At 61.3% G+C, this 22,346-nt stretch carries 19 protein-coding genes; 8 read left to right on the top strand and 11 right to left on the bottom strand.

What is annotated here, in order from left to right; translation table 11 throughout:
- The first annotated feature begins 3 nt into the window (after window positions 1-3).
- On the top strand, window positions 4-621 hold the full coding sequence (locus HNQ83_RS15550) for a DNA-3-methyladenine glycosylase (RefSeq protein ID WP_175389780.1): 618 nt from the start codon (window positions 4-6) through the stop codon (window positions 619-621).
- A 125-nt stretch (window positions 622-746) separates the two neighbouring features.
- On the opposite strand, the gene HNQ83_RS15555 is transcribed toward HNQ83_RS15550, so the two are convergent.
- The 3 genes from HNQ83_RS15555 to HNQ83_RS15565 all read right to left on the bottom strand — a co-directional run bounded on the left by HNQ83_RS15555 (window position 747) and on the right by HNQ83_RS15565 (window position 3,956).
- Window positions 747-1,844: an extracellular solute-binding protein gene (locus HNQ83_RS15555; protein ID WP_175389781.1), complete on the bottom strand. Its 1,098-nt coding sequence runs from the start codon at window positions 1,842-1,844 to the stop codon at window positions 747-749.
- A 2-nt stretch (window positions 1,845-1,846) separates the two neighbouring features.
- Entirely contained in the window at window positions 1,847-2,971 is a 1,125-nt protein-coding gene (gene aguA, locus HNQ83_RS15560) for an agmatine deiminase (protein ID WP_175389782.1), read from the bottom strand.
- 100 nt (window positions 2,972-3,071) lie between these two features.
- Window positions 3,072-3,956: a LysR substrate-binding domain-containing protein gene (locus tag HNQ83_RS15565; RefSeq protein ID WP_175389783.1), complete on the bottom strand. Its 885-nt coding sequence runs from the start codon at window positions 3,954-3,956 to the stop codon at window positions 3,072-3,074.
- 217 nt (window positions 3,957-4,173) lie between these two features.
- Here HNQ83_RS15565 and HNQ83_RS15570 point away from each other — a divergent pair, with 217 nt between their 5' ends.
- Window positions 4,174-4,662, top strand: a complete 489-nt coding sequence (locus HNQ83_RS15570) for a GFA family protein (RefSeq protein ID WP_175389784.1) — start codon at window positions 4,174-4,176, stop codon at window positions 4,660-4,662.
- A gap of 113 nt (window positions 4,663-4,775) precedes the next feature.
- Here HNQ83_RS15570 and HNQ83_RS15575 read toward each other — a convergent pair whose 3' ends face one another.
- Window positions 4,776-5,384, bottom strand: coding sequence for a tRNA-(ms[2]io[6]A)-hydroxylase (locus HNQ83_RS15575; protein ID WP_175389785.1), 609 nt, complete (start codon window positions 5,382-5,384; stop codon window positions 4,776-4,778).
- 162 nt (window positions 5,385-5,546) lie between these two features.
- On the opposite strand from HNQ83_RS15575, the gene HNQ83_RS15580 reads away from it, so the two are divergent.
- Window positions 5,547-6,410: a universal stress protein gene (locus HNQ83_RS15580; protein ID WP_175389786.1), complete on the top strand. Its 864-nt coding sequence runs from the start codon at window positions 5,547-5,549 to the stop codon at window positions 6,408-6,410.
- Window positions 6,411-6,510: 100 nt separating this feature from the next.
- Here HNQ83_RS15580 and HNQ83_RS15585 read toward each other — a convergent pair whose 3' ends face one another.
- The gene (locus HNQ83_RS15585) at window positions 6,511-6,981 is read right to left on the bottom strand and encodes a DUF1289 domain-containing protein (protein ID WP_175389787.1); all 471 of its coding nucleotides are present in this window, start codon (window positions 6,979-6,981) and stop codon (window positions 6,511-6,513) included.
- Between the two features lie 456 nt (window positions 6,982-7,437).
- On the opposite strand from HNQ83_RS15585, the gene acnB reads away from it, so the two are divergent.
- Window positions 7,438-10,038 carry a bifunctional aconitate hydratase 2/2-methylisocitrate dehydratase gene (gene acnB, locus HNQ83_RS15590; protein ID WP_175389812.1) on the top strand — a complete coding sequence of 867 codons (2,601 nt, stop codon included), beginning with the start codon at window positions 7,438-7,440 and terminating at the stop codon, window positions 10,036-10,038.
- Between the two features lie 200 nt (window positions 10,039-10,238).
- On the opposite strand, the gene HNQ83_RS15595 is transcribed toward acnB, so the two are convergent.
- On the bottom strand, window positions 10,239-11,519 hold the full coding sequence (locus tag HNQ83_RS15595; protein WP_175389788.1) for a serine/threonine transporter: 1,281 nt from the start codon (window positions 11,517-11,519) through the stop codon (window positions 10,239-10,241).
- Window positions 11,520-11,901: 382 nt separating this feature from the next.
- Between HNQ83_RS15595 and HNQ83_RS15600 the strand changes: the two genes are divergently transcribed.
- The 3 genes from HNQ83_RS15600 (at window position 11,902) to HNQ83_RS15610 (ending at window position 14,040) form a co-directional block, all read left to right on the top strand.
- Window positions 11,902-12,285, top strand: a complete 384-nt coding sequence (locus HNQ83_RS15600; protein ID WP_175389789.1) for a tautomerase family protein — start codon at window positions 11,902-11,904, stop codon at window positions 12,283-12,285.
- A 29-nt stretch (window positions 12,286-12,314) separates the two neighbouring features.
- On the top strand, window positions 12,315-12,923 hold the full coding sequence (locus HNQ83_RS15605) for a TetR/AcrR family transcriptional regulator (RefSeq protein ID WP_175389790.1): 609 nt from the start codon (window positions 12,315-12,317) through the stop codon (window positions 12,921-12,923).
- Between the two features lie 148 nt (window positions 12,924-13,071).
- Window positions 13,072-14,040 carry a 2-hydroxyacid dehydrogenase gene (locus HNQ83_RS15610; protein WP_175389791.1) on the top strand — a complete coding sequence of 323 codons (969 nt, stop codon included), beginning with the start codon at window positions 13,072-13,074 and terminating at the stop codon, window positions 14,038-14,040.
- On the opposite strand, the gene tssA is transcribed toward HNQ83_RS15610, so the two are convergent.
- The 5 genes from tssA to HNQ83_RS15635 are packed head-to-tail and all read right to left on the bottom strand — an operon-like array spanning window position 14,037 to window position 21,543.
- Window positions 14,037-15,125, bottom strand: coding sequence for a type VI secretion system protein TssA (gene tssA, locus HNQ83_RS15615; RefSeq protein ID WP_175389792.1), 1,089 nt, complete (start codon window positions 15,123-15,125; stop codon window positions 14,037-14,039). The two genes, HNQ83_RS15610 and tssA, sit on opposite strands and share 4 nt — an antisense overlap.
- A complete protein-coding gene (locus tag HNQ83_RS15620; protein WP_175389793.1) occupies window positions 15,122-18,934 on the bottom strand; it encodes a type VI secretion protein IcmF/TssM N-terminal domain-containing protein in 3,813 nt (1,270 codons plus the stop codon). The genes tssA and HNQ83_RS15620 overlap by 4 nt, the downstream gene beginning before the upstream one ends.
- Window positions 18,931-19,689: a DotU family type IV/VI secretion system protein gene (locus HNQ83_RS15625; RefSeq protein WP_175389794.1), complete on the bottom strand. Its 759-nt coding sequence runs from the start codon at window positions 19,687-19,689 to the stop codon at window positions 18,931-18,933. Before HNQ83_RS15625 ends, HNQ83_RS15620 begins: the two co-directional genes overlap by 4 nt.
- Before the next feature lie 18 nt (window positions 19,690-19,707).
- Window positions 19,708-21,039: a type VI secretion system baseplate subunit TssK gene (gene tssK / locus HNQ83_RS15630; protein ID WP_175389795.1), complete on the bottom strand. Its 1,332-nt coding sequence runs from the start codon at window positions 21,037-21,039 to the stop codon at window positions 19,708-19,710.
- 51 nt (window positions 21,040-21,090) lie between these two features.
- Entirely contained in the window at window positions 21,091-21,543 is a 453-nt protein-coding gene (locus HNQ83_RS15635) for a type VI secretion protein (RefSeq protein ID WP_175389796.1), read from the bottom strand.
- Between the two features lie 227 nt (window positions 21,544-21,770).
- Here HNQ83_RS15635 and tssB point away from each other — a divergent pair, with 227 nt between their 5' ends.
- The gene (gene tssB / locus HNQ83_RS15640) at window positions 21,771-22,319 is read left to right on the top strand and encodes a type VI secretion system contractile sheath small subunit (RefSeq protein ID WP_095194988.1); all 549 of its coding nucleotides are present in this window, start codon (window positions 21,771-21,773) and stop codon (window positions 22,317-22,319) included.
- Window positions 22,320-22,346 lie beyond the last annotated feature (27 nt).

Genomic DNA, 22,346 nt, shown 5'->3' on the forward strand with positions numbered 1-22,346 from the left:
CCCATGCGCAACAACTACCAGCCGGCCACCGCATTCCTGTCATCGCTCGACGAGGACTGGCGTCGCCACATCGCCGCTGTCGGCCCCTGCCTGCATCAACCTCATGCTGCTCGCGATCCCTATGAATCGCTGGTGCGAGCGATTGCCTACCAGCAACTGCACGCCAAGGCGGGCGATGCGATTGTCGGTCGCTTGCTGGCGTTGTTCCCGTCGGTCTCGTTTCCGCGGCCTGAACAGATTGTCGCCACCGACTTCGATCAACTGCGCGCCTGCGGGTTTTCAGCGAGCAAGATCGCGACCATCCAGGGCATCGCCCAGGCGGCGCTGGACGGCGTGGTGCCGGATTACGCCACGGCGCTGGCGATGGACGATGAAGCACTGATCGAACGCCTGATCACTTTGCGCGGCGTGGGGCGCTGGACCGTGGAGATGCTGTTGATCTACAGCCTGGAGCGGACGGACATTTTGCCGGCCGATGATTTTGGTGTGCGTGAGGGCTATCGGCGGCTCAAGGGGCTGGAGGTGCAGCCGACACGCAAGCAGATGATCGAGATCGGGTTGGATTGGCGTCCTTATCGGACGGTGGCTTCCTGGTATTTGTGGCGGGTGCCCACGCGATAGACCGCGTTATCGTTCTTCGCGAGCAGGCTCGCTCCCACAGTAGATCTTCAGTGATCACAAATCCCCTGTGGGAGCGAGCCTGCTCGCGAAGGCGTCAGCACAGACAACACATCACTCAAAGCCGATCACAACCCGGATTTCAACCGACTGAACGCCCGAATCAACGCCCTGTTGAACGCCTTGCCATTGTCATTCTTGCTGTACAGCGATGCACGCACCTGCGCCGAGGGATAGGTCCCCGGATCATCGCGAATCGCCGGGTCGATCAGGTTGTCAGCCGCGGTAATCGCATTGGCGTAATGGATGGTGTCGGTGATCGGCGCGATCACTTCCGGTGTCATCAGGTAGTCCATCAACTTCAGACCTGCCTCGGGATGCGGAGCATCCTTGGGTATCACCATGGCATCGAACCAGATCAGCGTGCCCTCTTTCGGTATCCGGTATTTCAGCGTGTAGGGCTTGTTCGCAGCCGTTGCCTGGCCGGCGGCAATGGCCACGTTGCCATTCCATGACATCGCCACGCAGGTGTTGCCGTTGGCCAGGTCGCTGATGTTCAGGTCGTTGTCGAAATAACGGATGTACGGGCGGATCTTCGCCAGTTGCTGCTCCGCAAGCTTCAGGTCATCGAGGTTCTGGCGGTTGATGTCCAGACCCATGTACTTCATGACGGCGGCAAACACTTCGTTGGGGTCATTGAGCAGGCTGACCCCGCAATCGGCGAACTTCGACACCACGGCCGGATCGAACAGCATCGCCCAGCTGTCGGTAGGCGCGTCAGCCAGGCGTTTTTTCACGGCTTCCTCCTGAAACCCCACACCCGTGGTACCCCAGGCATAAATCCCCGCGTAGCGATTGCCGGGATCGAACACCGCCATGTGCTGACGGAACTCTTCACCGACGCCGGCAAAGTGCGGCAGCTGCTGCTTGTCCACGGTCTGCACCGCGCCGCTCTCGATGGCCCGAGACAAATGCTGCCCCGCGGTCAGGACCAGATCGTAGCCACTGCGACCGGTCAGCAGTTTGGTCTCGACGGTTTCCAGGGAGTCGAAATGATCGGCCACCACGTGGATACCGGTTTTCGCCTCGAAATTCTTCAGGGTATCCGGGGCCAGGTACTCGCCCCAGATATACAGGTTGACCACCGGTTTGGCGGTGTCGGCGGCCTGCACACACAGGGGTGCAAGCACCAGCAATAACGCTTGAGTCAGTTTGTGCAGGCCCATGGTTACACTCCTTTTTTGTTACCGACAGTGCCCGCGTACTGCGGCATGGTGATGCACGCGACGTTGCCGCCGCCGAGGAGGATTTCCCGGGAGTTTTCGATGCCGACAATGTTGTGCCGGGGGAACAGCTCGGCCAGGGTCGCCAAGGCCACTTGATCGTTGCGGTCGCCAAACAGCGGCACCACGATCGAGCTGTTGCCGGCGTAGTAATTGATATAAGACGCACAGATTTTCGTGCCCGCCTGCCGGGTGTGGGTACTGTCCTGCTGATCCAGGCCTTCCGCTTCCTCAGCGGTCCACTCCAGGACATCCGGTTGCGGCAACTTGTGCACGATCAACTCGCGACCCCGGCTGTCGCGGGTGCTGCGCAGGATGTCGTAGGTCTCCTGATAGATTTCCCATTGCGGGTCTTCGCGATTGTCGGTCCATTGCAACACCACCTCGCCAGGACGCACGAAGCATGCAAGGTCGTCGACGTGGCCGTCGGTTTCGTCGAATTTGCAGCCTCGAGGCAGCCAGATCACTTGGTCGGCACCGAGGTAGTCGGTCAGCCGACGGGTGACTTCTTCCTTGCCCAGATGCTGGTTGCGGTTGCGGTTGAGCAGGCATTGCTCGGTGGTCAGGATGCTGCCCTGGCCGTCGCTCTGGATGCCGCCGAGTTCGGCAATCAGCGGCGCGCGATAGCGGTCGAAACCTTCGATTTCGAGGATCTTGCTCGCGATCTGATCGTCCTTGTCCCATGGGTAGTACAAGCCGCCGTCAAGCCCGCCGTAGGCGTTGAATTCGAAGTCGACACCCCGCACTTCGCCACTCTGGTCGTTAACCACAAAGCAGGGGCCGCTGTCGCGGAACCAGGTGTCGTTGCAGGTCATTTCCACGACGCGCACCTGCGGCGGCAACTGGCGGCGAGCGGTGGCGAATTGCGCGGCGGAAGCGCAGACGGTGACCGGTTCGCTCATGGAAATCGCGGTGACGATCTGCACCCAGACTTTCTGCGCAGGCTTGGCGCCGTTGCGCCAGACGTCGGTCCGCTCCGGCCAGCCGAGCCAGCAGCCAGCCTTGGTTTCGAATTCGCCGGGCAAGCGGAAACCGTCGAGTTTGGGAGTGGAATCGAGCAAACGTGCCATGGGCAAACCTCATCAGCGGGGATTGGAATGACCACAGGCTAAGGTCGCCGGCGCCCTCCTCGCCAACGATGATTATTTCGGAATACTTGAATTGAACTCATCAATCGATCAGCTGATCGTTGAACCATTCCAGCATCTGCGCCACCGCCGGACGCTCCAGCCGTACCCGCTCGCACACCAATGCGTACTGGCCCAGCGCGGTCATGCTGGAGGTGAACGGTCGCACCAGACGGCCGCTGAGCAGGTCTTCCTGCGCGGTCAGGTTGTCCCCCATCGCCACGCCCTGCCCCTGCACCGCCGCCTCGAGTGCCAAGCCGGCGTGGGCGAAATACAGTTGCCGTTCGGGACGCTGATCCCCGGCATGGCTGGTGAGCCAGGCAGTCCAGGTCTTGCCGTCCTGATCGTCGTGCAGCAGGCAGTGGCGCGCCAGGTCCCTTGGCGTTTTCAGCGTGCCCTGGTTGAACAGGCCGGGGCTGCACACCGGGAAGAACTGCAATGCGGGTAACGGCCTGACGAAATACGCCGAACTGTCGACCGGGCCGGTGCCATAGGTGATCGCCAGGTCGATGTCTTCCCCCGGTGCGGCGGCGTCGATCGGCTGCTCGTAGAGGTGCAAAGTGATGTGCGGGTAACGCGCATAGAAATCCGTGAGACGGCTCATCAGCCACTTTTGCGCCAACTCGGCGGTCACCGCCAGGCGCAACACCGCCAGGGACGAGGGATCGCGCAGTTCATCACAGGCATCGCCGATCAGTTCGAAGGCCTGTTGCAGACTTTGCATCAGGCGCCCGGCGGCCATCGTCGGGCGAATCTGCCGGCCTTCGCGGATGAACAGCGAGACGCCCAGTTGCTCTTCCAACTGGCGAATCTGGTGGCTGACGGCACTGTCGGTCACACACAGCTCCGCCGCCGCCCGGCCGAAATGGGCGTGGCGCGCGGCGCATTCGAAGGTTCTGAGGGCTGCCAGGGAGGGAAGTCGGCGCATCGGGTCGGGTCCGGAGTTGGAGGCGATCATGCTGACCTGATGGACTATGGGCGTCCAGTGGGACCGCGTTATCGTTCTTCGCGAGCAGGCTCGCTCCCACAAGGGATTTGTGACCACTGAAGATCCACCGTGGGAGCGAGCCTGCTCGCGAAGGCGTCGGCACTTTTGCCCCTTATCTTCTAGGCTAACCAAGTCACTCAAATCACTGGAGGCCCCCATGCATCTCGAAGGCTCCTGCCATTGCGGCGCAGTGTCGTTCAGCCTGACCAGCGCCCACCCCTACCCCTATCAGCGCTGCTATTGCTCAGTTTGCCGCAAGACCCAAGGCGGCGGTGGTTATGCAATCAACATCGCCGGTGACGCCAACAGCCTGAAGGTACGCGGTCGCAGGAACGTCACGATTTACCATGCCCTGCTCAAGGGCGAAGGCGAGGCGCGTGCCCACCGCAGCAGCGCCGAGCGGCACTTCTGCTCGGTGTGCGGTTCGGGTTTGTGGTTGTTCAGTCCCGAATGGCCGGAACTGATCCATCCGTTTGCGTCGGCCATCGACACACCGCTGCCGGTACCGCCGGAGCACACGCATTTGTTGCTCGACTCCAGGGCGCCGTGGGTAGAAGTCGACGTCCGGCCGGGCGATAAACAGTTCGATGTCTATCCCGAAGAGTCCATTGCGGACTGGCATGAGCGACTGGGTTTAAGCCTGTAGGAGCAGCCGGTCGACGCTCGATTGCTCGCGATGAACCAGAGAACACCACGGGGCATCTGTTTCCCCGCGTCATCGTTCACGACCATCGCGAGCATGCTCGCTCCTACACAGGGTCAGGCGGCGGTTGGCACGCCGCTGTGGAAGCGGAATTCAACGTCCGGGGACTCGATCAACTCCTGCTCGGCGGCGCGCACGCGGTCGATCACGTTGGCAATGTCCTTGGCGTCCCCGTACTGGTAAGCCAGTTTCAAGTACCCCTGAAAATGCCGGGCTTCACTTTTCAGCAAGCCGAAATAGAACTTGCCCAATTCTTCGTCCAGATGCGGCACCAACGCCTCGAAACGCTCGCAACTGCGGGCTTCGATGAACGCGCCGACCACCAGGGTATCCACCAGTTTCACCGGTTCGTGACTGCGCACCACTTTGCGCAGCCCCGAGGCGTAACGGCCGGCGGACAGCTGGCGTAGCTCAATCTTGCGCTTTTTCATCAGGCGCATGACTTGCTCGTGGTGAACCAGCTCTTCCCGGGCCAGGCGCGACATCATGTTGATCAGGTCGACATGGGAGTGATATTTAGCAATCAGGCTCAGCGCAGTGCTGGCGGCCTTGAATTCGCAATTCTTGTGGTCGATCAGCAGGGTTTCCTGATCGGCCAGCGCAGCCTGGACCCAGCCATCGGGGGTGCGACAGCCAAGGAACTCGTGAATTTCGGGAAGGATCATGGGGCCCACGGGATAAAAGGTTCAAAACGAAGGGCAGCGATTATACCGGCCTGCCGGCAGACCACCAGCCGCCGACCGTTGATATGTATCAACACCCCCGGCGGCGAGCAGCAACTATAGTTGTGCAACGCCATGCATTTTCATTTTCAGGAGATCCCGATCATGCAAGCCATACGCAGCATTCTGGTGGTCATCGAACCCGAACACTCGGAAAGCCTGGCGCTTAAACGGGCCAAACTGATAGCCGGCGTGACCCAGGCGCATTTGCATCTGCTGGTGTGCGACCCCAAGCATGATCACAGCGCGATGCTGAGCGTACTCAAGGCCGCTTTGCTGGAGGACGGTTACAGCGTCACCACCGAACAGGCCTGGAACCAGAGCCTGCAAGATACCATCGTCGATGTGCAGCAGGCCGAAGGGTGCGGCCTGGTGGTCAAGCAGCACTTTCCCGACAGTGCGTTGAAAAAAGCCCTGCTGACCCCGGCAGACTGGAAGCTGCTGCGCCACTGCCCGACACCGGTGCTGCTGGTGAAAACCGCAGGCTCGTGGAAGGACAAGGTGATTCTGGCGGCCGTCGACGTCGGTAACACGGACCCGGAACACCGCCATCTGCACAACACCATCATCGATCACGGCTATGACATCTCTACCCTGGCCAAGGCCCACCTGCACGTGGTCAGCGCCCATCCTTCGCCGATGTTGTCGGCGGCTGACCCTACGCTGCAGCTCAGCGAAACCATCGAGGCGCGTTATCGCGAACAATGCCGGGCGTTCCAGGCGGAATTCGACATCGACGATGAACACCTGCACATCGCCGAAGGCCCGGCCGACGTGTTGATTCCGTTCATGGTGCACAAACTGCAAGCGGCGGTGACGGTGATCGGCACCGTGGCGCGCAGTGGATTATCCGGAACGCTGATCGGCAATACGGCGGAAGTGGTGCTGGATGCGGTGGAGAGCGATGTGCTGGTGCTCAAGCCGCAGGAGATCGAGGATCATCTGGAAGAGATTGCCAACAAGCATTGAGATTTGTAGCGCCTGTCAGGACGCCTTCGCGAGCAGGCTCGCTCCCACATTTGGAATGCATTCCCCTGTGGGAGCGAGCCTGCTCGCGAAGCTCTTAAAATTACCCGCCAAACGCATCCTTGAGGAATCCAGGCGCTATATATCGCTGATAATGCGCCTCGGACAGCAGGAAAAATTCCCGATCAATGGCATCGCGCAATTCCGGCAGGTTCCAGTCGCGAAATTCCGGCAACAGCACCATCCCGTAAGCCTCGAGATTATTGATGACCCGCGCCCCCCGGGCGATCAGCTGGTACGCCCAGCAATAGGCCGACTGATGCGGCACGAAGCGAATCTTGCGTTGCTCCAGCTGGGCCCTGAGCAGCGATGCATCGAAAATTTCCACCTTGGCCGCCATCACCTGGGACAACAACTGCTCGAGACGCAGCCACACCGCGCGCTTTTCTTCCTCGTTGTAACCGTTCCAGTGAATCACTTCATGGTGGAAACGCTTGCAGCCACGGCACACCAGGTCACCGTAAACGGTGGAGCAAAGGCCGACGCAGGGGGTCTTGATGGTCTGATTGGGCATAGGTAGGCAAAACGCGAAAAGCAGGACAGGCGGGCATGTTAGCCCTTTGTCCGCCATTGATCACCCCTCAAAGTTCAAGGCCTCGGGTGAATCGGGGTTTACTGCCCGCCTCCACCAAAGTCCAATAAAACCTGACTTACCTTTAATTTTTTTTTGCCGTAGAATCAGCCTGCCTTTTTAGGCGCCAATGTCCGTTAGAAGCTGTTTTCAAAGCGTCACGAGCACAGTCGTTCCTTCAGAGCGGTGTTGGCGAGGGGTTTTTCCAGCGGGGAAAAGCCCAACGCCAACCCTCATCAGCTCCCGTTCTGCAGGCGTAAAACTTTGAAAGCAGCTTCTGTAAGGAATTGTCGGTAATTCTGGCTAAGTGGCTCACAACGCCATGCAGCGCATGAGTACGGCAATTTCGGGATGAGCGTCCCGGACACCCATTTGGGACCACTGATGAGGGTAATAACTGTGCTTGAAGCCTACCGCAAACATATCGAAGAGCGCGCAGCACTGGGTATCGTTCCCCAGCCGCTAAACGCCGAACAAACTGCAGGCCTGGTCGAGCTGCTGAAAAATCCCCCGGCTGGCGAAGAAGCATTTCTCGTTGACCTGATCACCAATCGCGTACCGCCTGGAGTGGACGAAGCAGCCTACGTCAAGGCCGGCTTCCTGTCCGCCATCGCCAAAGGCGAAGCCAAATCCCCTCTGATCGACAAGAAGCGCGCTGTTGAACTGCTCGGCACCATGCAGGGCGGCTACAACATCGTGACCCTGGTCAACCTGCTGGACGACGCCGAACTGGCGCCAGTAGCTGCCGAAGAACTCAAGCACACCCTGCTGATGTTCGATGCCTTCCACGACGTCGCTGAAAAAGCCAAGAACGGTAACGTTCACGCCAAAGGCGTGCTGCAATCCTGGGCTGACGCCGAATGGTTCGTGAAGCGCCCAACCCTGGCCGACAAGATCAGCCTGCGCGTGTTCAAGGTGACTGGCGAGACCAACACCGACGACCTGTCCCCTGCTCCTGATGCCTGGTCCCGCCCGGACATCCCGCTGCACGCCCTGGCCATGCTGAAAATGGCCCGTGACGGCATCGTCCCGGACGAGCAAGGCAAGACCGGCCCGATGAAGCAGATCGAAGAAATGCGCAACGCCGGCTTCCCGATCGCCTACGTCGGCGACGTGGTCGGTACCGGTTCTTCGCGTAAATCGGCGACCAACTCGGTTCTGTGGTTCTTCGGCGACGACGTTCCTTACGTGCCGAACAAGCGTGCAGGCGGCTTCTGCTTCGGCAGCAAGATCGCTCCGATCTTCTACAACACCATGGAAGATGCTGGCGCACTGCCAATCGAATTCGACGTTTCCAACATGCACATGGGCGACGTGATCGACCTGTACCCGCATGCTGGCAAAGTCTGCAAGCACGGCACCGACGAAGTCCTGACCACCTTCGAAATGAAGACCCCGGTCCTGTTGGACGAAGTTCGCGCCGGCGGCCGTATTCCGCTGATCATCGGCCGTGGCCTGACCGAGAAGGCTCGCACCGAGCTGGGTCTGCCACCTTCGACCCTGTTCAAGAAGCCTGAAGCACCGGCTGAAAGCACCAAGGGCTACACCCTGGCGCAGAAAATGGTCGGCAAGGCTTGCGGCGTGACCGGCATCCGTCCGGGCACCTACTGCGAACCGAAAATGACTACCGTCGGCTCCCAGGACACCACCGGTCCAATGACCCGTGACGAACTGAAAGACCTGGCGTGCCTGGGCTTCTCGACCGATCTGGTGATGCAGTCCTTCTGCCACACCGCGGCTTACCCTAAGCCGATCGACGTGACCACCCACCACACCCTGCCTGACTTCATCATGACCCGTGGCGGCGTGTCCCTGCGTCCGGGCGACGGCATCATCCACTCGTGGCTGAACCGCATGCTGCTGCCAGACACCGTCGGTACCGGTGGTGACTCCCACACCCGTTTCCCGATCGGCATCTCGTTCCCGGCCGGTTCCGGTCTGGTCGCGTTCGCCGCTGCCACCGGCGTCATGCCGCTGGACATGCCGGAATCGATCCTGGTTCGCTTCAAGGGCAAACTGCAACCTGGCGTCACCCTGCGTGACCTGGTTCATGCCATCCCTTACTACGCGATCCAGAAAGGCCTGCTGACCGTCGAGAAGAAAGGCAAGAAGAACGCCTTCTCCGGCCGCATCCTGGAGATCGAAGGTCTGGAAACCCTGACCGTCGAGCAAGCCTTCGAACTGTCCGACGCCTCGGCCGAACGTTCGGCTGCCGGTTGCACCATCAAGCTGTCCAAAGAGTCGATCGCCGAATACCTGAAGTCGAACATCACCCTGCTGCGCTGGATGATCGGCGAAGGCTACGGTGATGCACGTACCCTGGAACGTCGCGCTCAAGCAATGGAAGCCTGGCTGGCCAACCCTGAGCTGCTGGAAGCGGACAAAGACGCTGAATACGCCGAAGTCATCGAGATCGACCTGGCCGACGTCAAGGAGCCTGTGCTCTGCGCGCCGAACGACCCGGACGACGCTCGCCTGCTCTCCAGCGTTGCTGGCGAGAAGATCGACGAAGTGTTCATCGGTTCGTGCATGACCAACATCGGTCACTTCCGCGCTGCCGGTAAACTGCTGGATCAGGTCAAGGGTCAGCTGCCAACCCGTCTGTGGCTGTCGCCGCCGACCAAGATGGACGCTCACCAACTGACCGAAGAAGGCTACTACGGCATCTACGGCAAGGCTGGCGCGCGCATGGAAATGCCGGGCTGCTCGCTGTGCATGGGTAACCAGGCACGTGTAGAGCCGAACTCGACTGTCGTGTCGACTTCGACCCGTAACTTCCCGAACCGTCTGGGTGACGGCGCGAACGTCTACCTGGCTTCGGCCGAGCTGGCGTCCGTGGCTTCCATCCTGGGTCGCCTGCCGACCGTCGAGGAGTACATGGAATACGCTGGCAAGATCGACAGCATGGCGGCCGATGTCTACCGCTACCTGTCCTTCGACCAGATCGCCGAGTTCCGTGAAGCTGCAGCGAACGCCAACATCCCGGTCGTTCAAGCCTAACGCTACAGAGCAATGAAAAACGCCGCCCATCGTGAGATGGGCGGCGTTTTTTTATGCCCCTGCTTTACCTGAACACTACACAAACCAATGTGGGAGCGAGCCTGCTCGCGAATACGGCAGCACATCCAGCATTGATGTGTCTGATAAACCGCATTCGCGAGCAGGCTCGCTCCCACAAGGATCAGTGCATGCCTGGGGTATCAGGCTCTCAACGAATAGATCAACGCCGAAATCGCCACCAGACCTACCGCCACCACAAACACGTTCGACGCCTGACCACGGAAGCGGGCCATGGCCGGGACCTTGCGGATGGCGTACATCGGCATCAGGAACAGGATGGCGGCGATCACCGGGCCGCCCAGGGTTTCGATCATGCCGAGGATGCTCGGGTTCAGCGTGGCGACAATCCAGCACACCACCAGCATGAAGGCGGCGGTCATGCGGTCCAGGGTCTTGGCCGACGGACGCTTGCCGCTCTTGACGATCAGGCCTTTAAGACCTTCGCTGGCGCCGATGTAGTGCCCCAGGAACGACTTGGAAATGGCCACGAACGCAATCAACGGCGCCGCGAAGGCGATGGTCGGGTTGCTGAAGTGGTTGGCCAGGTACGACAGGATCGACAGGTTCTGTGCTTTCGCTTCGGCCAGTTGCGCCGGCGACAGGGTCAGCACGCAGCTGAAGACGAAGAACAGCACCATCACCACCATCAAGGCGTGGGCACGGGACAGGATCTGCGAGCTGCGCTGTTCGGCGTGGTCGCCGTAACGACGCTTCTGATCCACGGCGAACGCCGAGATGATTGGCGAGTGGTTGAACGAGAACACCATCACCGGAATCGCCAGCCACAGGGTATGCAGCAAGGCCGACGGCTCAGGCAGTGTGCTGGCCGTGGTCAGGATGCCGCCGTTCCAGTGCGGAATCAGAAACACCGCCAGGAACAGCAAGGCGACGATGAACGGGTACACCATCAGGCTCATGGCCTTGACGATCATCTGTTCGCCGCAACGCACGACCGCCAGCAGGCCGAGGATCAGCACCAGCGACAGCACCGCGCGCGGAGGCGGCATGATGTGCAGTTGATGCTCCAGGAAACTGCCCACGGTGTTGGTCAGGGCCACGCTGTAGATCAACAGGATCGGGAAGATCGCGAAGAAGTACAGCAAGGTGATCAACGCGCCGGCCTTGAGGCCGAAATGTTCTTCCACCACTTCGGTGATGTCCGCGCCTTCACGACCGGACAGCACGAAGCGGGTCAGGCCGCGGTGTGCATAGAAGGTCATCGGGAATGCCAGCAACGCCAGGATCAGCAGCGGCCAGAAACCGCCCAGGCCCGCGTTGATCGGTAAAAACAGGGTGCCCGCACCAATCGCCGTGCCAAACAGGCCCAGCATCCAGGTGGTGTCTTGGCGATTCCAGCTCGAAAGCGTCGCGGGTGTCGCTGTTACAAAGCGTTCGGTAACGCTATTGGCCTGATCATTCATCCGGTGGGATCTCCACATTCCGGTCACTTGCCACCCGGCCAGAACGCGTCGGAATACCCGACAGGCAGCGCCCTGGCCGAAACAGGGGCGCGATTGTCCGGGATTAGTGAACAGAAGCAAAGACTTAGGTGAGGAACGGTGGTACCAGGTCGGGATTTTTCAGACGATGGAGAACCCCTGTGGGAGCGAGCCTGCTCGCGAAAGCGGTGTGTCAGTCACGTCAATGTTGCAGCTGCCGCCGTCTTCGCGAGCAGGCTCGCTCCCACAGGGGGATCCAGGATGTTCAGCCCCTGCGATTCATCGCCAAATGACGATTCACACTTGATAAAGGTCAATCATCATGTATTTTTAAACACACCTGCCTTCTATCTGGAGTCTTCCCATGCCACTGGTTCGCGTCGAAATCAAAAAGCAACAGGACCCCACTTACGCCAAACGCATCGGCGAGCTGATCTACGCCGCGATGCACAGCACCATTGGCGTGCCCAAGGACGATAACTTCCAGATCCTCAACGAACACGACGAGCATCACTTCATTTTCGATCCGGGGTATCTTGGCATCCCGCGCACTGACAAATTGGTCATCATCCAGATCACCCTCAGCGAAGGACGCACCGTCGAGCAGAAAAAACTGCTCTACAAAACCATCGCCGAGAGCCTGAACAGCGAACTGGCCGTGCGCCTGGAGGATGTTTTCATTAATCTGGTGGAAGTGAAAAAAGAAAACTGGTCGTTCGGCAATGGCATTGCCCAATACGCCCTCTGATTGCCAATTTCGATACCTGTGAGCCGCCAATGCCCCGAGTTTCCCGCAAGCAAGCCGACCTCAACCGCGAAACCATTGTCGACGCCGCTACACGGCTGTTCCGCGAACGTGGCCTGCACGGGATCAGCGTGGTCGATGTGATGGCCGCTGCCGGCCTGACCCATGGCGGCTTCTATGGTCACTTCGAGTCCAAGGAGGCCTTGGCCAAAGAAGCCAGCGAACGCGTGTTCAAAGAGGTGGGCACGCGCTGGCGGGAACGGATCGCCACCACCGATGATAAAGCGACTGCACGTCGGGCCCTGATCGAGCCCTACCTGTCCGCCCACAGCCGTGATAACCCCGGCGAAAGCTGCCCGGTGGTGGCCTTCGCTGGCGACATGTGCCACGAGAGCGCCGAAAGCGGCTTGCGCGAGCCGTTCATGGCGGGTCTGAACCGGCTGCTCGACTCGTTCGGCAAACTGATGGATTCCGAAGACCCCACCGAAAATCGGCAGCAGGCGCTGGTCCAGTACTCACTGATGGTCGGTGCCCTGACGCTGGCCCGCGCCACCCGGGGCGAAGCCCTGTCGGATGAAATCCTCGAAGCGGCGCAGCACTTTTTGACCGCAGAGAAGCCCGAGCCCCCTTCCCCCGCCTGAATATTCAGTGTCGTCAGAAAAAAATCGCAGGCCGCGCCAGCTCCTACACTGAAAGCGAGGCTGCGAAGACAGCATTGCCAAAATGTCCCGGAGCCAGCACTCTCACGCGACGTTCGAGTCCGAATCTCATGCCCAACAGGAGCCAAGCATGCCCGCAACCGTTCTGGTACTGGTAGAAACCATCAATGATTACCTGCCCATCCTCGAACATCAGGGCTTCCACCTGATTCTGGCCCCGACCCCCGCCGAGCGCGCCGAAGCCATCAGCCGCCACGGGGCCCAGATCGATGCAGTCCTGACCCGCGGCCCGCTGGGCCTGTATACCGATGAAATCGCCGCCCTGCCTAATCTCAAGATCATTTGCGTGATCGGCGCCGGCTATGAAATGGTCGACCTGCAAGCCGCCGCCGACCGGGACATCACTGTCACCAACGGCGCCGGGGTCAATGCCTCGTCGGTCGCCGACCACGCCATGGCCCTGCTGCTGTCGCTGGTGCGTGACGTGCCTCGCTGCGACGCTGCCGTGCGCCGGGGTGAATGGCCGAAAATCATGCGCCCGTCCCTGGCCGGCAAACGCCTGGGCATACTGGGCCTCGGTGCCGTCGGCCTGGCCATTGCCAAGCGCGCCGCGGCAGGTTTCGACATGACCGTGAGTTACCACAACCGCCAGCATCGCAGCAACGTACCCTACGACTACTGCTCGACACCCACCGAGCTGGCTCGCGCCTCGGACTTTCTGATCGTCGCCGCCCCCGGCGGCCTCGGCACCAAACACCTGATCAACCGCCAGGTGCTCGATGCCCTGGGCCCCAAAGGTTTCCTCGTCAACATCGCCCGGGCCAGCGTGGTGGTCACCGCCGACCTGATCAGCGCGCTTGAACAACGTCGGATCGCCGGCGCGGCGCTGGATGTATTCGATGCCGAACCGCAGGTGCCAGACGCCCTGAAACATCTGAACAATGTGATCCTCACCCCCCACGTCGCCGGCCTGTCGCCGGAAGCGACCCAGGGCACCGTGGAACTGGTGGGCAAGAACCTCGTGGCGTTTTTCTCCGGTCAACCGGTGCTGACACCGATCGAGCTACCGCAGCCAGCCTCCAGCCTGCAAGTCCATTAGAGGACGCCGAGCAGCGTCCAGAGCCGGCGGGACTCGGCATCGGCGCTGATCAGCTCGCCCAGCAATTCACTCAGCGGCTTGTTGCCCCACTCCACCCCGCGTTTGATCAGGTACGGCACGGGGCTGTGGGGCTCGGTCCGCGACAGGTAGTCCGCGATGACCAGCAGTTGCCGATAGGCCTCCTCGCGACTGGCTGGCTCGCGAAATACCTGGGGCGTGGGTGCTGCCGCCGACTCGACCTGCGGCTCCACCACGGCCTTCGGCGCGGCTTCGACGGATGACGGGGCAGATTGTCCTGGATGCATGGCGATGAACTCCCGGACCAGGGTCAACAACGCTTCAATGACGTCTTGCAGGGGACGAAACCCCGGGCCTTGATCGCCGAGCTGCTGATCACTCCAGGCCTCCAGCCGCTGCAGCTGTTGCAGGCTGAGTTCCAGGTTGTCCCGCTTGTGCGACCAGGATGACAAGGGCGTTGAACGGACCTGCTCGATAAGCTTTTTCTGTTCGCTGCGCGCATTCTCCGCCGACGCCTTGGCACCCTTGCTGTCATTGCCCTGAACCTGCTGCAATTGCAGACGTCGCCAGTGATCGAGGCTGAAGTCGCCGAACTCGCTGTTGCCCGATTCAAACAGCGGCACGCGGGTCAGCAGTATTTCGCTGTAACGTCGCACCAGCCACTCCAGCGGCGTCACCCGCCAGGACGGATCACCGTCCTCGGCCTGCGGGTGCAGCTGGTGCGGATAGCGCTCACACAGGCCGGCCACCAGCGCCAGGCTGTCGGGCAACCCTTCAAGCCCCGCCTGATGCAGCCAGGCTTCGCCCAACCATCCGCTGAGCATCAGATCCTTGCTGCGCTCCAGCAGCAGGCTGGTTGCCAGTTTCTCCACCTCCGGCCATTGCGCCCGTTTGATCGACGCTTGCCATACGCCCGTGGGCAGGCTGGTGTCGTCTTCGCGGCGCAGCTCACGCAGCAGGTCGAACTCGCGCTCATAACGCAGATCCTGCCCGCAAGGTGACTCCTCGCTGATCGGCTCCAGCAGTTGGGTGATCCGTTCAGGCAACGTCATTGATGGCAGGCTCACAGGCCCTCCTCCTGCAGCGAATTGGCGGCGGTTGTGCCCGTGAACGCAAACGGCGAACGCGGGGCACGGGTGGGTAGCGGTTGAATCGACAAGGGCAACTTCGAGCCCTGGGTCATCAGCGACAGGCGCACGAACATCAGGGTTTGCCCCGACGTGACATTGGGCTGTGCCGTGACCGGCAGGCGCAAGCTCAGCGGGAAATCGGTGTAGTCCACGTTCGGCTGGCGCTGCACGGAATAATGCGTGCGCATCAGACGCAACAACGACCAGGGACCGCTGTACTCCCACCCTGCCTCCAGGTCCCGCACGACCAGACTCGATTGCAACGGATCGCTGACCGGACGCTGTGAACCGTTGCGCGCCCAGCGCAGGGTCAGGCGGATCGGCTGGCCGACCATCCAGCGCAGGTTCGACTGGGGTTCGCCGGGGTAGTTGACCTGCTGGTTGCCCGCGACCAGGCTCCAGGCAATCACCTGATCGGCACCGCGCTCTTCATCACGATCGGTCCGCCAGCGCACATCCAGTTCAACGCCGAGGATGCCGCTCTTGTCCCGGATAAACATCGGCCCCAACCAGGTGCTGGCCTGCTTCAGACGGTTGAGAAAATCCTCGGCGGCCAGCCGTTCCGGGGTCTGGCTCAGGGAGAGCCCGGCCTGGGCCACCGGTAGACGCTTGTCGATCAACTCCAGCAGATGCTGGACCCGTGCCGGGTCGGCATCGGCCACCTGCAGGCCATTGGCGAACGGAAAGCGATCGGCCAGGTACTGATTGAAGTAATTGGCAAGGTCATTCCAGGCGGCAGAAGCCTGCTGCTGTTGCAGCAACTGGCAGCGCCGCAGGGCAGTTTGTTGCAGGTCAAGCGCACGCATCGCCAGCGTGCCGCGGCCGCCGGACAGGTTCGCGGTTTGCAGGATCTGGCCGCAGGACCCGGTATCCATGTCAATGAAGTCACGACTGACCAATTGCTCGATCTGTGCCGGCGAGCTGGCCGGGTTCTGATCCTTGTACTTGAGCAGCTCATCGTTGAGCGCGCTGAACTGCGTCACCCGCTCGTAATCCAGCGCCGGCAGGTTCTGTTGCTGAGTCTTGAGCCACTCCAGCGCCGAAGTGCGACGCTCAGTGATGCCGAGCATGGTGTTGAACTGCTGCTTGAGATTGAGCTTCAAGTCCTGCACATCGGTGGCGCCAAACAGCTGCAAGCCGAGACTCTTCGAACCGTCCCACTGATTGATTTCCGCGCGTCCGCTGAACAACGGTTGCGCCACCACTTCCTCCAGGCCGTCGGTGATCTGCGCCATGGCGCGGCGGTTCAGGGCACTTTGCAGGCGCGTGGCCAGATCGCTGCGGCGCACCTCGATAAAGGCTTTCTGCAAGGCGATGGCCTGTGATGCCTGCACATTGAATACGCCATAGGCATGCGTCTGGTCATTGTGGGTGCTGATGCTTTGCCACATCGCCTTAGCCACCGCGCCTTCGGCGGCCTGCATCAGTGCGCCTCGATAATCCGCCGGGATACGTGGCAGCTCATCGGCGACATAGCTCTTGTAGCTGGCGAAGTAGTTCAGCGCCGCATTGAGGTCATCGCCATCGACACTCTCTCCTTGCATCACCGCCACGTCCGACTGATCCGAGTGCATCGCGATCGAGACGAAATCACGCTTGAACAGTGCCTGCACCGCGTTATCCAGCTGCACCACATGCTCCTGCAACACCAGTTGCCCACTGCCCTGCTGCGCGAGCAGGTTGCCCCGGGCGCCCAATTGCGCGATCCATTGGTCACGAAAACGCTGTTGCAGGTTCGCCGCCTGCAGTTCGAGGCGCTGCTCCACCTGAGGCCCGAGCAAGGTGCTCTGGCGCACCCGGTTCATCATTTCCCGATAACCCGGCACCAGATCCTGGCCCTTGCCGCGCCCCCACGCCGAGTTGGTCAGACCGATCTGCGCCTGCAGGTCATCCACCAGCCCGCGCAGGTCTTCGAGCTCCTTCAGGGAGTTGCCGCTGCCCACTTCCAACTGTTCCAGATGCAGCTTGAGGTAACCAGCCTGGCGCACGAAGTTGTCCGCCAGAAAATATTGATCCAGCCAGCGCTCCATGAGCCCGGAGAAGTTCTCCTCGACCAGAGCCCGGTCCAGGCTCAGGTCCAGGGCCTTGAAGTCAGTGTCGTCGGTGTCGAGCATCAGGCGGTTGTAGTAAGCGGCGTGGCGCAACGTGCCGGCGTTGAGGTTCAGCGACAGCGCGTTGTTGCTCAGTTGGATCAGGTCCTCGAGCGGATCCTTGGTGCTGTTCAAGGCCTGGTAGAACCACTGGTTCTGTTGCTCAAGGTTGACCGCCAGCGACACCAGCTCATTGGCCTTGACGTAGTTTTGCCACTGCGCCGGATCCTCGCTTTCCACATTGCCACGACGCTCGGTGTTGCGCAGGGATTTGAGTTGCGCCATCTCGGCAATCAGCAGTTCATGCAGCGGGTGCAGCAGATGACGTTGTGCTGTCTCGCGCAAGTGGCTCTCCAGGCGCTCATCCAGCGAGGAGAACCAGGACGTGGGGTACGCCAGGGAGGTAAACGTCCAGCGCGGCGCCTTTTCCAGCACCCGCCAGAAACTCTGGACATTGCGCCGCGTCGGCTCCAGCCAATGATTGTCGTCGGTCACGGCCACGAAGCTCTTTTGTGCCGCTTGCAGGTGACGCGCCAAGTCATGGGCATCCTTGACCGACTGCTGCCAGACCCACACCATGCAACCGGCCCAGATCACCCCGACCAGCAACGCCACGCCGGCGGTCAGACGCTGCCAGCGCTGGCGCAGACGCAACAGGCGCGGCACCACTTGGGCCAGGCCGCGCTCGGCCACCACGCGCTGACGCCATAACAGACGGATAAAGGCGTTGCGCTGCAAGTCGTTGTCGAAGGCCGAAAAGCCCTCGGATGCCGGTTGATTGGCGGTGAAATACACCCCTCGAAACCGTGGTGCCTCGCCTTGGCTGTTGCCCTGGAACACCGGTTCCAGCAGGGTTTGCAGAGGCCGGCGCAAGGTCTCGAAACGCTCCGGCAAGGCATACAGGTCACTGCTCAGTTGGCCGGACAAGGTGCCGATTTCGATGATCGATTCCGCCAGTGCCCGATACACCTGGTCCAGCGCCTGATCGGTGTTCTGCGATTGCCAGACGGTGTCCGGACCAAAGGGTGAAGACCATCCCAACGTGCGCTCGTGGGCGTCTTGCGGCAGCGCCGATATCAGCTCCTGAAATCCCGGCACTTCTTCGAGGCCGGTCACCACCACGTACACCGGCAGACTCAAGCCGAAACGCTGCAGCAAGTCGATAAACCGTCGCCGCGCCGCGAGCCCGAGACTGGCAGCCTGTTCCACATTGGCCAAACGGCCGACTGGCACTGTCCAGATCACCCCGTCCAAGGGTCGTTGGCTGCGCAGGCGCAAGATCAAGCCCAACAGTCGCCACCAGCCGCCCCGCTGCCGGTTCATCCCTTCATCCGGCAAAAACAGCGCCTGGGGCACCACCAGCACGGCGCCATCGGGATCGGACCACCAGCGGCCAAACCAGGCGGGTTTGTCCGTGGGTTGCAGTTGCCACTGGCTGCATAATTGCGAGCCCTGGGTTTCATGACCGAGCATCAGCAGCCAGGGCATCTGGTAGCGATCCTGGACGCCTTGTTCTTGCTCCATGGCGCGCACGGCGGCATAGAAACTGCGAATCGCCGCCCCGCTCTGCGTGCGCCACCACCACAGCGCCAGCAACAGCACAACCAGCAGCAACACCACTGCGATGACCGTTGCGACGATCGCCAAGGCACTCATTCCTCTGACTCCTGCGCGACGTCAGTCATCTGCAGCACCGGTTCGAGTTTTTGCGTGATGTCGCGCCAGAACAACTGCCCCAGTCCTGTCAGCAACAACACCATCCCGAGGATGCACAGCCACAGGCGAAAGCCGTCGGGCAACGACTGACGCACCGGCAACTGCACCGGCGCCACCAACGCAGGTTGCTGCAAGCGGGCACTGACATCCGCATAACTGGCCTCCTGCTGCCAGGCGAAGGTGTAAAGCGCCTGACGCCATCGTTCATGTTGTATCTGGCCTTGCTCCCCGCGCAGGCCGCCCTGAAACCCGAGAATCAGGCATTGCAGATAGACATTGGCCAGGTCGCGGGTGGTGGGGTCCTGCTCATCCAGCAGCGTCTTGATCGCCTGCGGCAACTGCTCGCCTGCCTGGCGACTGGCATAGAGTCGCGATTCCAGGGGCTTGTCCTGCCAGGCCGCTTGCCCCGGCCAGGGGCTGAACAACAGCGTTTCATCGATCAGCGCGACAAAGGCATAGACCAGCGCCTTGACCTGATCGGTGGCCGCGTCGCCGACCCGGGCAAACGCCGTACGCCACAGTCGCTGGGAGGCCTGGGTGGACAACTCGACGACCGCCTCCACCAGCGAATCGTCTTCACTGTCCTTGGGCAATTCGTTCCAGGCCCGGAACCATTGCTGCCAGGCTTCGCGAAAAGCGCTGCTCAAGGGCGCATCCTGAAGGCCTCGTGTAGCCGTTGCGATGACTTGCGACATGTCACGCCCCTTCCCTGATCAAACCTCTTCGCCAGCCTGAGCGACAAACAGCACCACCTGCCACGGACTGCTGACCGGCTTCGAGGCAGGTGCCGCGATCACCAGCGGCACCCGTGCGTCGAACCACGAACCCTCGGCCGTCACCACGAACAACCGCGTGTCATCGCCGACACCGTAGGCCACTTGCTCGTTGCGACTCATGGCCTGGTGGGCCAGGCCGCTCATGCGCTGGCGGCCGAGCAGTGCAACGTGCGGCGCCGAGGCAATGATCGCGGCGCGCAGCCATTCGCCGGCGGCCTGCTCGCTGGCGCCATTGGGCATGCGCAAGCCGATGACCAGGCGTTGGCTGGGTTGATCGTCGGTCAGTTGAATCGAAAAATTCTGTTCGTTGCGCTCGAAATTCAGGCTGCGATAACCGGCGCGGATCAGCTCCAGCGTCTTCTCCAGCCAATCGAGCAGCGCCTCATAGCCACGTTGCAGCTCAAGAAAGTCCAGTGGTGCAAACGCCGGCACCCCGGCCAGAGGATCGAAGGCCGACCAGGCGCCGGCCATTCCGAGCAGTTGCCCATGCAATCCTTGCGGGGTGGCCAGCCGAGTGTTCAGCGTGCCTTCGACCTCCGGCAGGCGTGCCCAGAGCGCGGTCAGTTGCCGGCGAATCTCCAGCGCGTCGTCCTGATTGCCCGCCTGCTGCGCCTGACGCAGGCGCCCGGCGAGGAACATGCATTTTTCCCGCGCCCGGGCACACAGCGCGGCCACGCGCCGCCCGAGCACCGAATCTGGCAACAGGCAGGGCGTGGGTGGCGTATAGGGCAGCGCGTGAAAACCGCCGCCCTCCTTGCGGATTCTCAGCAACGGCAGACAGATCGAATCGGCTTTGTTCAATTGCGTGCAAAGGCGTGGGTTCGGCCGCCACACCGTGATGGACTCCGGGTACTCGCCGCTGGTCAGGTCCGGCAGCGCCTCGCCGACCACCGATTGCAACCGCCCCTTGAGCGGCAACAACTGGCCAGCCCGCCACAACGGACTGACCGCCAGGTAGACCGTGACCGTGGCATCGTCGGTGGCGTTGACCGCGTCGCCGACATCCAGCTCCAGCATCGGCCCCACGCCCGCTTGAATGTTGACAGGCAAGCCGTCGGGCAAGGTCGCCTGAAGATGGAGCACTCGCACCCGCCCGCCGCTCAAGGCCGAAGGATCGAATTCTGCCCGGCTCACCCCCCAGAACCACGGGTTGCTGGCCTGCGCCAAATGCGCCGCCAGCGCTTCGGCGCGCAACCCTTGCAACTGGAAATGCTGAGGCAGCAATTGCATGCCTTCGTGCCAGCAAACCGCGTCAGGTAGCAGACTCATACGACTCCCTTCGACATCCTTGGGTGCCGCACACACCGGCGGCTGGCGCTGTTACTGCCTGGGTGGGTTATTGACCAGGCTCATCTCGCGACTGTCGAACTTGAGCCAGGCATCGCTCTGGTCATCCAGGCGCAAGCGGTGCGCCCCGGGAGTGTTATAGCTGGCGAAGACCAAAAGTCCAGCCGCCCGCTGCCCCCCCAACGGAAAGGGCTGGCGATCGATGAACTGCCCCGGCACCAGCTCCAGTCCCCACACCGTCATCAGTTGACGATAGTCGCGCTGGAACTGTTCGCGCTCGGCAAACCATTGCCGGGCGGTGATACCGGACAACTGTTTGAGCAAGTCAGGATCTTTTACCGCGATGAAATCCACGGCGATGGGTGTGTCGTCGTTGGCCCGTGGGGCGACATCCAGGGTCAGGCTGTCAAGGTCAACCCGTGGCCCGAACAGCGAACAACTGCAAAGACTCAGGAGCAAGGTCGCGGCAAACACTCGTGCAAACAAAATGAATTTTCCTTTTCGCTGGTCCGTCCAAAATTGTTTTTGCTTGCATTTTTATAGACCTGTTCTAGCGTCTTGGGTAGTTCGGCCCCCCCGCCGAATGTGGAAGGTTTGTCAAAGGAACGACAGGTCCATCTGCCACCCTTTCTAACCTACGGTCCAGTAAGGGAAAGCGATGAACGGGGTTCCCCGCTGCATTGCGCCCGCCCCATGCATCGGAGTCAGCCACCATGGCAGAAAGTACTCAGCACAAGCTCGACCGGGTCCGCCCGCCCAGAGTGCAAATCACTTACGACGTAGAAATCGGCGACGCCATCGAAAAGAAGGAATTGCCACTGGTGGTCGGCATTCTCGCAGACCTTTCCGGCAAACCCCTTGAGCCCCTGCCCAAACTGAGTGAACGGCGCTTCACCGAAATCGACCGCGACAACTTCAACGAAGTGCTCGCCTCGATCACCCCGCGCGCCACCTTGCAGGTCAACAACACCCTCAGCGGCGACGACAGCAAGCTCAACATCGAGCTGAACTTCAAACACATCGACGACTTCGACCCGGTCAAGGTGGTCGAGCAAGTGACCCCATTGCGGCGTCTGTTCGAAGCCCGTCAACGCCTGCGCGACCTGTTGACCAAACTCGACGGCAACGACGATCTGGACAAGCTGTTGCGCGACGTCATCGCCAACACCGAGGGCCTGCAGGAAATCAAATCGGCCCGTCCGGACACCGCCGCGCCCGCTGGCGACACCGACGCCGAAACCCCGGCCGAACCGCAAGCCTGATCACTCACGCCTCCAGGGAGACTCCGT

The organism is Pseudomonas sp. C2B4, assembly GCF_013359695.1.
In the GTDB taxonomy this organism is placed as follows: Bacteria; Pseudomonadota; Gammaproteobacteria; order Pseudomonadales; family Pseudomonadaceae; genus Aquipseudomonas.